Consider the following 15,566-nt stretch of genomic DNA (forward strand, 5'->3'; position numbering starts at 1 on the left):
GAATAGTCGCTTCGTGAACCGAAGCGGGCGAGTAGCGTCGATCACGCCATCACGGAACAAGGTTGGCGCAAACCGCCCCGCGGGTACGGAAAAGAGCACGTGGGACGGGTCACAACTCAACGACTGGCAAGCGGAGCGAACATGGCAATTCAGCAAGGCGCCACGGACATGTGGACCAAGTCCTCGTACTCGACGGGCAACGGCGCGTGCGTCGAGGTGAAGTCCCCCGTCCTGTCGGCGCTGGCCGTCCGGGACTCCAAGGTTCCCGAGGGTCCGACGCTGGCGTTCCCGGCGGACTCGTGGAACACCTTCGTGGCAGAGGTGAGCCGGGGAAGCCTCTGATCCCCTCGTACGCCCTGGTGACACAACTTCACAGGATCGACCCGCGCCACCGCACAGCCCTCTCGTCTGGTCCGCCGTCCCGGCCGAGAGGGCTTGGTCTTGCCCCGGCGGCCTCCGGGCGCGGACGACCGGGCGACCGCCGGACGGGGCGCCGCTCGTGTACTCCGGTGGTGCGGTCCACGTCGCGCGGGGCGCGCCGTGCGCGTCGTGCGGTGTGCCCGGGGCGCCTCCTCTTCCCGGCCGTACGGGACCCGCATCCCGTACGGCCGCCGAGCCGTACGCGGTGGTCGTCTGAAGCCTCTGGCGAAGTGCCCGCTCATGGTGTGGCGGGCGTCACGGGCACGACAACCGGCCGGTAGGTCAAGAGGAGGCAAAATCGTTCGGTTCGCTGATCTGCGTTCACATCCATGACCGCTGAAGGTCTTGACCACCCGGCCCGACCGGCGGTTCAATCCACGAAGTCCCCGCTCCCGCACCGGGGGCGCCGCCCCGAGCACGTACTGGCGAAGTGCCGACCAGTTCTTACGAGTTCACAAGGCGGACCCCTGGAGGGGGCACATGAACAGTCTCGACTGGGCCGTGCTCATCGGCTACTTCGGCGTCATGGTCGCGATCGGCGTCTGGTCCCACAGACGCGTGGACAACGTGTCCGACTTCTTCACGGCGGGCGGGAAGATGCCGTGGTGGCTGTCCGGCATCTCGCACCACATGTCCGGCTACAGCGCGGTGATGTTCACGGGGTACGCCGGCATCGCCTACACGTACGGCGTGACCTCGTTCGTGACCTGGTCCTTCCCGATCGCCCTCGGCATCGCCATCGGGGCGAAGCTGTTCGCGCCGCGGATCAACCGGCTGCGCGGGAGACTGCACGTCGCCTCCCCCCTCGAGTACCTGAAGAACCGTTACAACCTGGCCACGCAGCAGGCGCTCGCCTGGTCCGGGATGCTGCTGAAGATCGTCGACGTGGGCGCGAAGTGGGCGGCGATCGCCACCCTGCTGTCGGTGTTCACCGGCGTCTCCCTCAACCAGGGCATCCTCATCACCGGCGCGATCACGGCCGTGTACTGCACCATCGGCGGGCTGTGGGCCGACGCGCTCACCGAGCTGGGGCAGTTCGTGATCCAGCTGCTGGCCGGCGTCGCGATGTTCGTGGCGGTCGTCCTCGAACTCGGCGACCACGGCGGGTTCTTCGGCGTGTGGGACGAGCCCGAGCTCCAGGGCCACGCGAAGCCTCTGGTCGGGCCGTACGGGGCGGTCTTCCTGCTGGCGTTCCTGTTCATCAAGCTCTTCGAGTACAACGGCGGCATGCTGAACCAGGCCCAGCGCTACATGGCGACGGCCACCCCGCGGGAGGCCACGCGGTCGGCCCGGCTGTCGGCGGTGCTGTGGCTGGTGTGGCCGCTGGTCCTCTTCTTCCCGATGTGGATGTCGCCCCTGCTGGTGGAGTCGCAGAAGCCGGACGGCTCGGACTCGTACGCGCTGATGACGGAGCAGCTGCTGCCGCACGGCCTGCTGGGCCTGGTCATCGTCGGCTTCTTCTCGCACACCATGGCCATGTGCTCCTCGGACGCCAACGCGATCGCCGCCGTCTTCACCCGGGACGTGGCGCCGGTGCTGTCGGCCCGGGCGCGGCGGTGGGGCGAGCGGTCGGGGCTGATCGCGGCGCGGCTGACGACCGTGGTGTTCCTGGGGCTGTCGATGGCGGTGGCCACGCAGGTCGACTCCCCCACGTTCAAGGACATCATCACCGTCGTGATCAAGTGGGTCGCCGGTCTGATGGGCCCCATCGCGATCCCGATGATGCTGGGTCTGCTGCGGTACTTCCGCCGGTCCGGACCGACGGCCGCGCTGACCAGCTGGGCGGCCGGTCTGCTCGCGTTCTGGCTGGTCAACTACCCGATCAGCTGGAACGTCGACGGCGGCGTCCCGTTGCAGTACCAGGTCTCCATCCCGCTGGCCGTGTCGCTGGTGCTGTACATCGTGATCGGTTACGTGAAGCCGGAGGACAGCCCGGAGCGGGACGCGATCATCGAGAAGATCAACACGGACGGGGACGGGGACGGCGCGGGTGCCGCCGCCGTGCCGGCTCCGGCGGGCGCGGCGGACGGGGTGATCGGCTCGCGCGCCAAGGACTGACCCCGCAGCCGGGGGCCGGCCCCTGCCGGAGGGCCGACCTCTGCCGGAGGACCGGCCCTCGTCGGCCGGACTCCGCGCGGGGGCTCGGACCCGTGGGTGAAGGCGGGGGCCGTGGTGGCGGTGGCTCGGGTCCGCAAGACGGAAGGCCCCGGACGCGTGGTGGTGAAGGGCTCAGGCCCGTGGGTAGCGGGCCAGCCAGCCCGGTGCCGAGTGGGCCGGGGTGTGCAGGGCCGGGCCCTGGGTCATCTCCATGGCGAAGTCGTCCGCCAGGACCAGCATCGTGGGACGGCCCTCCAGTTCGGTCAGCCAGGCCGGCGGGAGGGCCGTCTCTCCGTGCAGGGCGCCCAGCAGTCCGCCGGTGAGGGCGCCCGTCGCGGCGGAGGCGCCGCCGTGGTTCACCGCGAGGCGCAGTCCGTGCCGGGTGTCCTCGCCGACCAGCGCGCAGTACACCGCGACCGACACCAGCGTCTCGGCCGTACCGTCGCCGGCGAGGTCCTCGACCCGGCCCGGCGTCGGCACGCCCTGCCGCACCGCGCCCAGCGCGCGCCGCAGCGCCTCGGCGACCGGTTCGTGGCCGGGGCGCGCGGCGAGCAGCGCCAGCGCCCGCTGCACGGCGGCGTCCAGGCTCTCGCCCCGCGCGAGTCCGTGCACGATCACCGCGTACGCGCCGGCGGCCAGGTACGCCGTGGGGTGCCCGTGCGTCTGCGTCGCGCACTCGACGGCGAGCTGCACCACGAGCTGGGGCTCCCAGCCGACGAGCAGGCCGAAGGGCGCCGAGCGGGCGGCGGCCTCGACGCCCCTCTCCGCGGGGTTCTTGGGGGCGTCCAGCGTGCCCATCGTGGTGTCGCCGAGCCCGAGCAGGCAGGCGCGGGCCGGGTCGCGGCGGGCGTAGAGCCACTCCTCGCGCGCCAGCCAGCCGTCCTCGGCGCGGCGTTCGTCCGGCCCCCAGTCCTTCTGGGTGGCGATCCATCTGCGGTACGCCCGGTGCACGTCGGTCGGCGGGTGCCAGGCGCCGGTGTCCCTTCGCACCTGGGCTCTGATCAGGCCGTCGACGGAGAAGAGGGTGAGCTGGGTCAGGTGGGAGACGGTGCCGCGGGGGCCGTGCCCGGGGACGAGGTCCTGCAGGCCCCCCGCCCCGTACGCCTCGCGGATCTCCTCCAGGGAGAGGCGGCCGACGGGCGAGCCCAGCGCGTCGCCGACGGCGGCCCCGAGCAGGGTGCCGCGCACGCGGCTGCGGAAGTCCTGCTGCTCGGTGCGGCCCCACACGGCACCGGCTGTCGCACCCACAGCGGGGCCTCCTCCCTGCGCCGTGCCGTGCCGTCCCGGTCACGGACGGTCGCATACGGCCAACGACCCAGCACTGTAATCGAATGAGAACGGTCAGTTGCAGGTCATCTGCGATCACTTTCATGACAACCGTCGGCACGTCGCCCTCGCCGCCGGTCCCACCGTGAGCACGCCGCCGAAGGACGGCGCGCACGCGGTTTCGGGCGCGGGCCCGGGCCGTACGCGGTTCCGGACCGCACCGGGACCGCTTCCGGGCCCGGTCCCGCGGGCGGAACCGCGGCTACGCCTCCCGGGCCGCGGCGACCCTGGCGCGCAGCGGGGCGAGGGCGGGGTCGCCGGCGTCCGGTGCGGACAGCCCGTCGAGCACGTCCGCGAGCCGGCCGAGTTCGGCGGCGCGGGGCCCGGTCCCGAGGGCCAGGGCGAGCCCCAGGCAGGTCTCGAAGTCCCGCAGCGCCTCGGCCCGGCGGTCCAGTGCGTGCAGGACGGTTCCCCGGGCCCGTACCGCGCCCGTGTCGTGCGGGTCGAGCGCCACGGCGCGGTCCAGTTCGGCGAGCGCCTCGTCGAACCGGCGCAGCCGGGCCAGGGCCGTGCCCCGGCAGCACAGGACCAGGGCGTCGTCGGGCCGCAGCCCGGCGGCGCGGTCGGCGTCGGCCAGCGCCTGTTCCGGCGCGTCCCGTTCGAGGTGGAGCAGGGCCCGCTGGCGCAGCGCCCAGGCGTGGGCGGGAACGGCCTCCAGCGCGCGGTCCAGGTCCGCGAGCGCCTCGTCGGGCCGGCCCAGGGCGCGGCGGGAGGCGCCCCGGCTCGCGTACGCCGAGGCGTAGGCGGGATCGAGGGCGAGCGCCCGGTCGTAGTCGGCGAGCGCCTCCTCGTGGCGGCCCGCGGCGCGCAGGGCGTCGCCGCGCTCGCACCGCGCCCACGGCGAGTCGGGGTGCAGCTCCACGGCCCGGTCCAGGTCGGCGAGTTGCGCGGCGTGCTCGTGGCGCGACCGCCGTACGCGCGCCCGGCGCACCAGCGCCCACAGGTACCCCGGGTCCGCCTCCAGCGCGCGGTCCAGGTCGGCGAGCGCCTCGTCGAGCCGGCCCAGGGCGTGGCGGGCGACGCCGCGGGCGGCCCAGGCGGCGGGCCGCGCCGGGTCCAGCGCGAGTGCCCGGTCCAGGTCCGCGAGGGCGGCCCCGGGCCGGCCCAGCAGCCGGTGGCAGTCGCCGCGCGCCAGCAGGGTCTCCGGGCGGCCGGGGGCGAGTTCCTCGGCCCGGTCCAGGTCGGCGACGGCTCCGGCGTGGTCGCCCGCCCGCGCCCGGGTCACCCCCCGGCCGTGGTGCGCCGCCGCCAGGCCGGGGTCCAGCGCGACGGCCCGGTCGTACTCGACGAGGGCCCGGGCGTGGTCGCCTCCGTGCCCGAGCGCGCGCCCGCGCAGCACGTGCGCGGCCGCCTGTCCGCGCGCGTCGAAGCCGCCCCGGGCCAGCAGCAGCCGCAGCGCCTCCGGGACGCCGCCCCGTTCGAGCGCCCCCAGCAGCTCGGCGCCCCAGGCGCGCGGCGCCTCGGCGCCGGTGTCCTCCCCGGCCTGCGCGAGCGTCCGCGCGGCGTCGCGGGCCACCTCGCCGCCCGCCCCGCAGGCGTCGGCGGCGTCCCGCAGCGCCACGGGCAGCGCGGTGCGCGGCGCCGCGCACAGCAGGTGGTAGAGCTCGGCGAGCCGCAGCTCGCGCCACGCCTCGTCCGCCCAGAGCTCGTCGGCGTCCAGGCCGGCCGCGGCCTCGGCACGCCAGCCGCCGTACGCCCCGGCCAGCCGCTCGTGCCGGGCGGTCCAGGCGCGCGGCGCGTCGGTGCGCTGCAGCCGCAGCATCGGCGCGCGGACCACGTCGTGGTAGCGCAGCCGGTCGCCCCGCCCGCCGACGAACGACAGCCCCCGCAGCCAGCCGAACAGCCCGGCCGCCTCCTCCTCGGCGCAGTCCGCGGCCACCCGGAACACGTCCGCGTCCAGCGTGCGGGGCAGCGCGCCCGCCAGGGCGGCGGCCCGGCGCACCGGGTCCCGCTCCCACCGCAGGAACCGCTCCACGGCCGTACCGCTCGGGTCGGCCACGGCCTCCGGTCCCGCGGGCCGGGTCTCGGCGAGGGCGGAGACCAGTACCGGCAGCCCGCCGGTGAGCCGCAGCACCTCGCCGACCACCGGTTCGGCCACGACGCCGCGGGCGGCGAGCAGACCGCGCGTCTCGGCCTCCGTGAAGGGCGCGAGCGGCAGTTCGGCCACGAAGTCGGGCAGGCCGCCCCAGCACGCCGTGTCGAAGGGCCGCTGCCCGGCCGTCACCACGACGACGTTGCCGGGCAGGGTGCCGTACCGGCGCGTGGTCATCACGTCGTGCAGCCAGGCGTCGAGGAAGGGGCCCGTGCGCTCGTAGGCGTCGAGGAACAGGACGATCCACGGCACCTCCGCGGCGGCCTCGGCGAGCCCGTCGAGCAGCACCGGGGTGAGCACCCGCTCCGGCGCCGCCACCAGTTCCCCGTCCTCGCCGCCGCGCGGCCGCGGGCCGGCGCCCGCCCGCAGCCGGTCGACGCCCTGCGCGAGCTGGGCCGGGTCGACGGCGCCGGCGAACGCGCCGACGGCGGGCACGAGGCCGAGGGCGACCAGGCTCGCGCGGGCCGCCGCCAGGCTCACCGCCGACGGCTCCCGCGGATCGCCCTCCTCGGCCGCCGACCGCGCCGCGTGGCGCGCCTCCCGGTACCGGTCGAGCAGCCGGTCCAGCTCCCTGAACCGGTGCCCCTGCCGTGCGAACTCCCCGGCGAGCGCGGCCATCGTGTCCGCCGGCCCGCCGGCCGCGTCGTCGGCGTACGCGGTGAGCGCGCCCCGCTCCTCGGCGAGCCGCCTGAACTCGCCCAGCAGGAAGGTCTTGCCGACGCCCGCGTCGCCGTGCACGTGGAAGAGGTACCGGCGGCGGCCGTCGTCCAGCGGCAGGCCGAAGTTGTCGCGGAAGGCGTCGCGTTCGGCGTCCCGGCCCACGAACCGCGCGCGTCTGCGCTCCTCGATCAGGTCCTGCATCGACGGTGCCGCCGGTCTCGTCCGTCCCATCGCCGTCCTCCGCCCCCGTGCGCCCGCGGTCACCGGGCCGTCCCGGGTGTCCCTTCCGCGCGAGGCGGTCCCGGTGGCCGGTCCTGGCCCCATTCTGGCTCAATGGGAGCGCTCCATGACCGGGAGCGTCATGGTTGAGTACCGCACAAAGCGGAGAATGGACGATCATGAAGGAATCGCGGGCTCTTCCCGCCGCGGCGGCCCTGCTCACCGGCACCGTGGCCCTGTACATGGCGCTGGTGGCGTTCGGGAACATCACCGACTTCGGGACCAACCAGCAGTTCGTGCGCCACGTGCTGGCGATGGACACGACGTTCAAGGACGACGACCTGATGTGGCGGGCCGTCACCTCGCGCACGCTCCAGGACGCGGCGTACGTAGCGATCATCGTCTGGGAGACGCTGGCCGCGCTCGTGCTGGTCGCGGCGACGTGGCTGTGGTTCCAGGGCCTGGGGCGCGGCTCGTACCACCACGCCCGGCGGCTGGCCACGCTGGGGCTGCTGATGGTGATGCTGCTGTTCGGCGCCGGTTTCATCGCCATCGGCGGCGAGTGGTTCTCGATGTGGCAGTCGCAGGACTGGAACGGACTCGACGCCGCCCTGCGGGTGTTCGTCCTCAGCGGGATCGTGATGCTGGTGGTCCACCTGCCGCTCCCGTCCGGGACCGGCGGCGACGGCCCGGCGCGCTGAGGCGCCGGAGCCCGGCGGAGCGGCCGGGGTGAGTCGGAGCGGCAGGAGAGGGGCCCGCTCGCCGTCGCCGGTGAGCGGGCCCCTTCCGTGCCGGTCCCGCGGCCGCGTCAGTCCTCCAGGACCGGCAGCAGCTCCGGCAGGTGGCCGTCCGACAGGGACGCCGCCCGCCGTCGTTCCTCGGGCACCTCGCCGTACAGCGTGGTGCGCGGCCTGGCCGGGCGGCCGGCCGCCTCCGCCACGGCGATCAGGTCCTTGACCGACTTGTACGAGCCGTAGGACGAGCCCGCCATGCGGGAGATGGTCTCCTCCATCAGCGTGCCGCCGAGGTCGTTGGCGCCGGAGCGCAGCATCTCGGCCGCGCCCTCCGTGCCCAGCTTCACCCAGCTCGTCTGGATGTTGGGGATGTGCGGGTGGAGCAGGAGCCGGGCCATCGCCGTGACCGCGCGGTTGTCGCGCATCGTCGGGCCGGGCCGCGAGATGCCCGCGAGGTACACCGGCGCGTTGGTGTGGACGAAGGGCAGCGTCACGAACTCCGTGAAGCCGCCGGTGCGTTCCTGGATCCCGGCGAGCGTGCGCAGGTGGCCGAGCCAGTGCCGGGGCTGGTCCACGTGCCCGTACATCATCGTCGAGGAGGAGCGGATGCCCAGCTCGTGGGCGGTGGTGATCACCTCGATCCAGGTGGCCGCGGGCAGCTTGCCCTTGGTGAGGATCCAGCGGACCTCGTCGTCGAGGATCTCCGCAGCCGTGCCGGGGACGGTGTCGAGCCCGGCCTCCTTGGCGGCCGTCAACCACTCGCGGACGGACAGGCCGGTGCGGGTCGCGCCGTTGACGACCTCCATCGGGGAGAAGGCGTGCACGTGCATGCCGGGCACGCGTTCCTTCACCGCCCGCGCGATGTCGAAGTACGCCGTGCCGGGCAGGTCCGGGTGGATGCCGCCCTGCATGCAGACCTCGACCGCGCCCACGTCCCAGGCCTGCTGGGCGCGGTCGGCGACCTGCGACAGCGACAGGGTGTAGGCGTCGGCGTCGGTGCGGCGCTGGGCGAAGGCGCAGAACCGGCAGCCGGTGTAGCAGACGTTGGTGAAGTTGATGTTCCGGGTGACGATGTACGTGACGTCGTCGCCCACCGCCGACTTGCGCACGTCGTCCGCGATCCGGCACAGCGCGTCCAGCGCCGGGCCGTCCGCGTGCAGCAAGGCGAGCGCCTCGTCGTCCGTGAGCCTCGTCGGGTCGTCGGCGGCCGTCGCCAGCGCGGCCCGTACGTCGGTGTCGATGCGCTCGGGCGCCATGCCGGGCGCGGCGGCCTCGCGCAGCGCCTCCCAGTCGCCGTACACCTCGTCGAAGTCGTCGCGCCGGTCGCCGGTGCGGCCCTCGGTGTCGATGGTGGCGTGCAGGTCGGTACGGCCCGAGGGCGTGAAGACCTCCTCGGGCTCCTGCCACGGGCGGCCCTCGACCACCGCGTCCTCGCGCGCCAGGCCCGTCTCCGGATCGGCGAGCGCGCGCACGTGCGGCAGCAGCCGCGGGTCCAGCCAGGGCTCGCCGCGCCGTACGAACTCCGGGTAGACGCAGAGGCGTTCGCGCAGCTCGAAGCCGGCCGCCCGGGAGCGTTCGGCCAGTTCCTCGATCTGCGGCCAGGGGCGTTCGGGGTTGACGTGGTCGATGGTGAGCGGGGAGACCCCGCCCCAGTCGTCGATGCCGGCGGCGATGAGGCGCTCGTACTCGGAGTCGACGAGGTTCGGCGGCGCCTGGAGGCAGGCGCTCGGGCCCATGATGTGGCGGGCGACGGCGACGGCCGCGACCAGCTCGTCCAGCTCCGCGTCCGGCATCCCGCGCATCGCCGTGTCCGGCTTGGCGCGGAAGTTCTGGATGATCAGCTCCTGGACGCCGTGGTAGGCGCGGGAGACCCGGCGCAGCGCGAACAGCGACTCGGCCCGCTCCTCGTAGGTCTCCCCGATGCCGATGAGCAGTCCGCTGGTGAACGGCACGGACGAGCGGCCCGCGTCCTCCAGCACGCGCAGCCGCACGGCCGGCTCCTTGTCCGGGGACCCGTAGTGCGGGCCGCCCGGCTCCGACCACAGCCGGGTGGCGGTCGTCTCCAGCATCATCCCCATGGACGGGGCGACGGGCTTGAGCCGCTGGAAGTCCGTCCACGACATCACACCCGGGTTCAGGTGCGGCAGCAGGCCGGTCTCCTCCAGGATGCGGATCGAGATCGCCCGCACGTAGGCGAGGGTGTCGTCGTAGCCGTGCGCGTCGAGCCACTCGCGCGCCTCGGGCCAGCGGTCCTCGGGCTTGTCGCCGAGGGTGATCAGGGCTTCCTTGCAGCCGAGGGCGGCGCCCTTGCGGGCGATGTCGAGGACCTCGTCCGGGGACATGAACATCCCGTGGCCCTCGCGGCGCAGCTTGCCGGGGACGGTGACGAACGTGCAGTAGTGGCACTTGTCGCGGCACAGCCGGGTGAGCGGGACGAACACGCTCTTGGAGTACGTGATGACGCCGGGGCGGCCCGCCGCCTCGAGTCCTGCGTCGCGCACCCGGGCGGCCGACGCGGCCAGGTCCTGGAGGTCCTCGCCGCGCGCCTGCAGCAGCACGGCCGCCTCGGCGACGTCCAGGGCGACGCCGTCGCGGGCCCGTTTCAGCGCCCGGCGCATCGCGTTGGCGGTGGGGCGCGGAGCGGCCCCGGAGCCGGGAGGCTCGGTGCGGGCGGTGGATTTCCGCTGCTCGGGGCGGTGCGCGGGCTGCTGGTCGGACTGGTCGGGCTGCGCATCAGTCATGGCCCGAGCATACGAGCGTCCTCCCAAAAGGTGTACGGCGGTCAGACGTGACGACCTGCACGTACGGGGCCCGGAGGGCGTCGCGGGCGGGTCCGCGCGCCGCCGCCCGCGGGCGTTCCGCGCGGCCCCCGCCGCGGCCCGCCGCCCCGTACCGAAAGCTGCCGATCCCCTTCCCGTGGACCGCGGTTCATGGATCGATACGAACGTTGTGCACGCCATTCCTGCACCATCCGACTCATGGGGAGCAGCAGCATGTGCGAGGACGAGCACGGCGTCGGCAGGCGCACCCTGTTCGTGACGGGGGCGGCGGCCGCGCTTACGTTGGGGGGTGTGAGCTTCGCCGAAGGAGCCGAGGGAGCCGAGAAGCCCGGCAGGTCGGGGGCGGCGGCCGCGGCGGGGACGACGCGGACCCGGACGGTACGGGGCACCCTGCCCGTGGGATCGCCGGACTACGTGTACCTGCCCGTCGAAGTCCCGCCGGGCGTGCGGGAGATACGGGTCGCGTACACCTACGAGAGGCCGGCCGTGCCCGCCGGCACGCAGGGCAACGCGCTCGACATCGGGATCTTCGACCCGCGCGGCACGGACCTCGGCGGCAGGGGCTTCCGCGGCTGGTCGGGCGGGGCGCGCTCGGAGTTCTTCCTGCGCGCGGACGACGCCACCCCCGGCTACCTCCCCGGTCCGGTCCGGCCGGGCATCTGGCACATCGTGCTCGGCCCCTACACGGTGGCCCCGGGGGGACTGCCCTACGAGGTCACCGTGACGCTGACGTTCGGCGAGCCCGGCACCACGCCGAAGCCCGTCCATCCGCCGGAGCGCGCGAAGGGACGGGGGCGGGCCTGGTACCGCGGGGACTGCCACCTGCACTCCTGGTACTCCGACGGGCGGCGCACGCCCGAGGAGATCGCGGCGCTCGCGCGCGCCGCGGGCCTGGACTTCATCAACTCCTCCGACCACAACACCCATGCCGCGCACCCGCACTGGGCCGGCGCCGCGGGCGACGACCTGCTGGTCCTGCTGGGCGAGGAGGTGACCACCCGCAACGGCCACGTCCTCGCGATCGGCACCGACCCGGGCACGTTCGTCGACTGGCGCTACCGGGCCCGCGACCACCGCTTCGGCCGCTACGCCCGCGAGATCCGCCGCTCCGGCGGCCTGGTCGTCCCGGCCCATCCGCACGCCACCTGCATCGGCTGCTCCTGGAAGTTCGGCTTCGGCGACGCGGACGCGGTCGAGGTGTGGAACGGGCCGTACACCCCGGACGACGAGGTCGCCCTCGCCGACTGGGACGCCATGCTGGTCGCCTCGGTGCGCTCGGCCGACGGCTCCTGGCTCCCCGCCATGGGAGGCAGCGACGCCCACCGCGACCCCGACGCCGTGGGCACCCCGCAGACGGTCGTCCTCGCCGACGACCTGACCCGGGAGGCGGTCCTGGAGGGCATCAGGGCCGGCCGCTCCTACGTCGCGGAGTCGCGGGAGGTGTCGCTGTCCTTCTCGGCGGCGGGCCCCCGGGGCGAGCACGCGGGCATCGGCGAGCGGCTGCGCGTCGGACCGGAGGCACCGGTCGCGGTCCGGCTGACGGTCGCGGGCGCGCCCGGCTGCACCCTCCGCCTCGTCACGGACCAGGGCGTGCTGCTCACCTCCGGCACGCTGCCGGAGTCGGGCGAGGGCACGCTCCGGTGGCGGACCACCCCGGCGTACGCGGCCTACGTCCGCGCGGAGGTGCGCCACGCGCCGACGGCGCCGGAGCTGCCCGGCCGGCCGGCGGCGTTCACGAACCCGGTGTTCCTCGGCCGCTGACGCCCCGCCGGCCCGCGTGGGCGGGGCGTCAGCGGAGCAACCGGCGCCCGCCCGGCCGCCGTACGCCCCCTACGCCCGCCCCGCGCGCCGTGGACGTCACTGCGCAGGCCGCCTCCCCGCGCGCCGTCCGCGCCGCTCCCCGGCCGCCCGCGCCGGACGGCGGCGCGTCCCGGAGCACCCTGAGCGGCGGACGGCGCCCCCGGCGACGCGCCGTCCCCGGCGGGCCTGCGGACCCGGGTCCGCATCCGGGCCGACGGCGCGTCCCCCCTCCGGCGGACGGGCGGTCCACCGGACGGGGACCCTCCCTCGTGCGGGGACGGTGTGACTGCTTTGTGAGGTCTTCCGGCGCGCCTCATTGCAATCTGTGATCGGTGCCTCCCACGGCTGACGTATCCGGCGCGCACAAGGCAAACTGGCCTGGTTGTCAGGACGGTTCGCAGGGGGACAGCGATGAGCGGTGTACCGCGGGTGCCGGAGCAGCGGGGTCCCGCCGACACGGCGGCACCGCGCTTCGGCGTGCTCGGCCCGGTGCGCGCCTGGCGCGGGACGGAACCCCTGCCCACCGGCTCCCCGCAGCAGCGCGCCCTGCTCGCCGCGCTGCTGCTGCGCGAGGGCCGCACGGCCACGGCCGCCGAGCTGATCGACGCGCTGTGGGGCGAGGACCCGCCCTCGCAGGCCCTGGCGGCGGTCCGCACGTACGCCTCCCGGCTGCGCAAGGTGCTCGACCCCGGCGTCCTGGTCAGCGAGTCCGGCGGCTACGCGATCCGGGTGCCCGGCGAGGGGAGCCTGGACGTCGTCCGCGCGCACGAGCTGGCGGCCGAGGCCGAGCGGGCCAGGAACGCCGGGGACCTGTGCCGCTCCCGCGCGCTGCTGAACGAGGCGCTGGACCTGTGGGACGGCGAGCCGCTGGCAGGCGTGCCGGGGCCGTACGCCGAGGCGCAGCGCACCCGCCTCGCGGAGTGGCGGCTGCAGCTGACCGAGACCCGCCTGGACATGGACCTGGAGCAGGGCTGCCACGCGGAGGCGGTCTCGGAGCTGACCTCCCTGACGGCGGCCCACCCGCTGCGCGAGCGCCTGCGGGAGCTGCTGATGCTGGCGCTGTACCGCAGCGGCCGGCAGGCGGAGGCGCTCGCCGTCTACGCGGACACGCGGCGGCTGCTCGCCGGGGAGCTGGGCGTCGACCCGCGCCCGAGCCTGCGGGACCTCCAGCAGCGCATCCTCCGGGCCGACCCCGCCCTCGCCGAGCCCCCGGCGGCCGGGGGCACGGCCGCGGCCCCGCCGCTGCGGCCCGCCCAGCTGCCCGCCACCGTGCCGGACTTCACCGGCCGGACCGCGTTCGTGCGGGAGCTGGGCGAGGCGCTGGCGACGGCGGCGTCCGGCACGGCCCGCGTGATGGCGGTCTCGGCCCTGGCCGGCATCGGCGGCGTGGGCAAGACGACGCTGGCGGTGCACGTGGCGCACCACGCGCGGACGTCCTTCCCCGACGGACAGCTGTACGTGGACCTGCAGGGCGCCGGGGCCCGGGCGGCGGAGCCCGCGGCGGTCCTCGGGGCGTTCCTGCGGGCGCTCGGCACGCCGGACCCGGCGGTGCCCGACACGCTGGAGGAGCGGGCGGCGCTGTTCCGCTCCGTGCTGGCCGGGCGCCGGGTGCTGGTCCTGCTCGACAACGCGCGCGACGCGGCGCAGGTCCGGCCGCTGCTGCCCGGCACGGAGGGGTGCGCGGCGCTGGTCACCAGCCGGACGCGGATGGTGGACCTGGCCGGGGCGCACCTGGTGGACCTGGACGTGATGGCGCCGGACGAGGCGCTGGAGCTGTTCACCCGGATCGTGGGCGCGGAGCGCGTGGCGGCGGAGCGGAACGCGGCGCTCGACACCGTGGCGGCCTGCGGCTTCCTGCCGCTGGCGATCCGCGTCGCGGCCTCCCGCCTGGCGGCGCGGCGCACCTGGACGGTGGCGGCGCTCGCGGCGCGGCTCGCGGACGAGCGGCGCCGCCTGGACGAGCTGCGGGCGGGCGACCTGGCGGTGAAGGCGACGTTCGAGCTGGGCTACGGGCAGCTGGAGCCGGCCCAGGCCCGCGCGTTCCGGCTGCTGGGCCTGGCCGACGGCCCGGACGTCTCGCTGGCCGCCGCGGCGGCCCTCCTCGACCTGCCCCTCGACCGGACGGAGGACCTGCTGGAGTCCCTGGTGGACACCTCCCTGCTGGAGTCCGCCGCGCCCGGCCGCTACCGCTACCACGACCTGGTCCGGCTCTACGCGCGTGCATGCGCGGAGCGCGACGAGCACCCGTCCGCCGAACGGGAGGCGGCGCTCTCCCGGCTGCTGGACTTCTACCTGGCCACGGCGGCCCGCGTGTACGCCGCGGAGCGGCCCGGCGACCGCACGGTGGACCACCTGGAGCCGACGCGCCGTCCGGGCCTGGAGTTCGCCGACGACGGCGCGGCCCTGGACTGGCTGCACTCCGAGGCCGCCTGCATCCTGGCCTGCGTCCGGCAGTCCCTGGGGCCCGGGACGCTGCGCCGGGGCGTCGACCTGCTGCTGGCCTCCAAGGACCTGGCGGAGTCGGGCGCCGGCTCCCTGCCGTACGAGGCGGCCGCCCGGGCGGCCCGGGACGCGGCCCGCGACCTGGGCGACGCCCGCGCCGAGGGCCGGGCCCGCGTCACGCTCGCGCAGGTGCTGTGCACCGCGGGCCGGTTCGACGAGGCGGCCGCGGAGGCGGAGCGGTCCGAGGAGCTGGGCCGGACTGCCGACGACCCCTGGACCTGCGGCAACGCGCCCAACGAGCGGGGCATCGTCGCCCTGTGCAAGAACGAGCACGCCGCCGGCGAGGCGCACCTGCTGCGGGCGATCGAGGCCTTCCGCGCGGACGGCAACCGCCCCGGCGAGGCCAGCGCGCTGTGCAACCTCTCGCGCGTGCTGGTGGCCGTGGACCGCACCGCCACGGCCGTCGAACTCGTCCAGGAGGGCGTCGCCATCTACGACGAGCTGGGGCTGACCGTCCGGCTCGCCAACGCCCGCTACGCCCTGGGCATCGCCCTCGGCCACATGGGGCGCGGCGGCGAGGCCCTGGAGCAGCTGACCATGGCGCTCCACACCTTCGCCGGGAACCGGCAGCGGCTGTGGGAGGGCACCACGCACTACCGCATCGCCCAGGTGCACCTCGCCGCCCGCCGCCCCGCCCTCGCGGCCCGCCACGCGGAGCAGGCGCTCGGCATCGGCTGCATCGGCGGCGAGTGGATGCGCGCCAACGTGCTGACCGCCCTCGGCCGCTCGCTCGTCGGGCTGGGCCAGGCCGACCGGGCGCGCGCGTGCTGGACCGAGGCGCTCGCCGTCCACGAGGCGGCCGGAGCGCCCGAGGCCGAGGAGCTGCGGGGTCTGCTCACACCGGTCGCGGTGGCCTGAGACGGGCCGTGCCCGCCCCGGCCGCGACGGTCCGGGACGGCCGCCGGCCACGTTCATCGAACGTTTATGGGCGGCTGC

8 protein-coding genes are annotated in these 15,566 nt (G+C 75.4%); 5 read left to right on the forward strand and 3 right to left on the reverse strand.

The genetic code is table 11. The annotated features are described in order from the left end of the window. Positions 1 to 141: 141 nt before the first annotated feature. Both IE271_RS20570 and IE271_RS20575 read left to right on the forward strand, forming a co-directional pair. Positions 142 to 342 (forward strand): DUF397 domain-containing protein, encoded by a 201-nt coding sequence (locus IE271_RS20570; protein WP_190191830.1) that lies wholly within the window; start codon positions 142 to 144, stop codon positions 340 to 342. Between the two features lie 558 nt (positions 343 to 900). Then, positions 901 to 2,478 carry a sodium:solute symporter family protein gene (locus IE271_RS20575; RefSeq protein WP_190191831.1) on the forward strand — a complete coding sequence of 526 codons (1,578 nt, stop codon included), beginning with the start codon at positions 901 to 903 and terminating at the stop codon, positions 2,476 to 2,478. Between the two features lie 171 nt (positions 2,479 to 2,649). On the opposite strand, the gene IE271_RS20580 is transcribed toward IE271_RS20575, so the two are convergent. Together IE271_RS20580 and IE271_RS20585 are read right to left on the reverse strand one after the other, a co-directional pair. After that, entirely contained in the window at positions 2,650 to 3,765 is a 1,116-nt protein-coding gene (locus IE271_RS20580) for an ADP-ribosylglycohydrolase family protein (RefSeq protein ID WP_190191832.1), read from the reverse strand. A 280-nt stretch (positions 3,766 to 4,045) separates the two neighbouring features. Next, positions 4,046 to 6,826, reverse strand: coding sequence for an ATP-binding protein (locus IE271_RS20585; RefSeq protein ID WP_190191833.1), 2,781 nt, complete (start codon positions 6,824 to 6,826; stop codon positions 4,046 to 4,048). Between the two features lie 167 nt (positions 6,827 to 6,993). Between IE271_RS20585 and IE271_RS20590 the strand changes: the two genes are divergently transcribed. Then, positions 6,994 to 7,515: a DUF2165 domain-containing protein gene (locus IE271_RS20590; protein WP_190191834.1), complete on the forward strand. Its 522-nt coding sequence runs from the start codon at positions 6,994 to 6,996 to the stop codon at positions 7,513 to 7,515. A 107-nt stretch (positions 7,516 to 7,622) separates the two neighbouring features. Here the strand turns inward: IE271_RS20590 and IE271_RS20595 are convergent, their stop codons facing one another. Continuing rightward, the gene (locus tag IE271_RS20595) at positions 7,623 to 10,289 is read right to left on the reverse strand and encodes a bifunctional FO biosynthesis protein CofGH (RefSeq protein WP_190191835.1); all 2,667 of its coding nucleotides are present in this window, start codon (positions 10,287 to 10,289) and stop codon (positions 7,623 to 7,625) included. A 252-nt stretch (positions 10,290 to 10,541) separates the two neighbouring features. Here IE271_RS20595 and IE271_RS20600 point away from each other — a divergent pair, with 252 nt between their 5' ends. Both IE271_RS20600 and afsR read left to right on the forward strand, forming a co-directional pair. Next, on the forward strand, positions 10,542 to 12,089 hold the full coding sequence (locus IE271_RS20600) for a CehA/McbA family metallohydrolase (RefSeq protein ID WP_190191865.1): 1,548 nt from the start codon (positions 10,542 to 10,544) through the stop codon (positions 12,087 to 12,089). Positions 12,090 to 12,539: 450 nt separating this feature from the next. After that, positions 12,540 to 15,488, forward strand: a complete 2,949-nt coding sequence (gene afsR, locus IE271_RS20605) for an SARP-family global regulator AfsR (protein ID WP_190191836.1) — start codon at positions 12,540 to 12,542, stop codon at positions 15,486 to 15,488. The last annotated feature ends 78 nt before the right edge of the window (positions 15,489 to 15,566 follow it).

It is taken from the genome of Streptomyces minutiscleroticus, assembly GCF_014650875.1.
Taxonomy (GTDB): Bacteria; Actinomycetota; Actinomycetes; order Streptomycetales; family Streptomycetaceae; genus Streptomyces; species Streptomyces minutiscleroticus.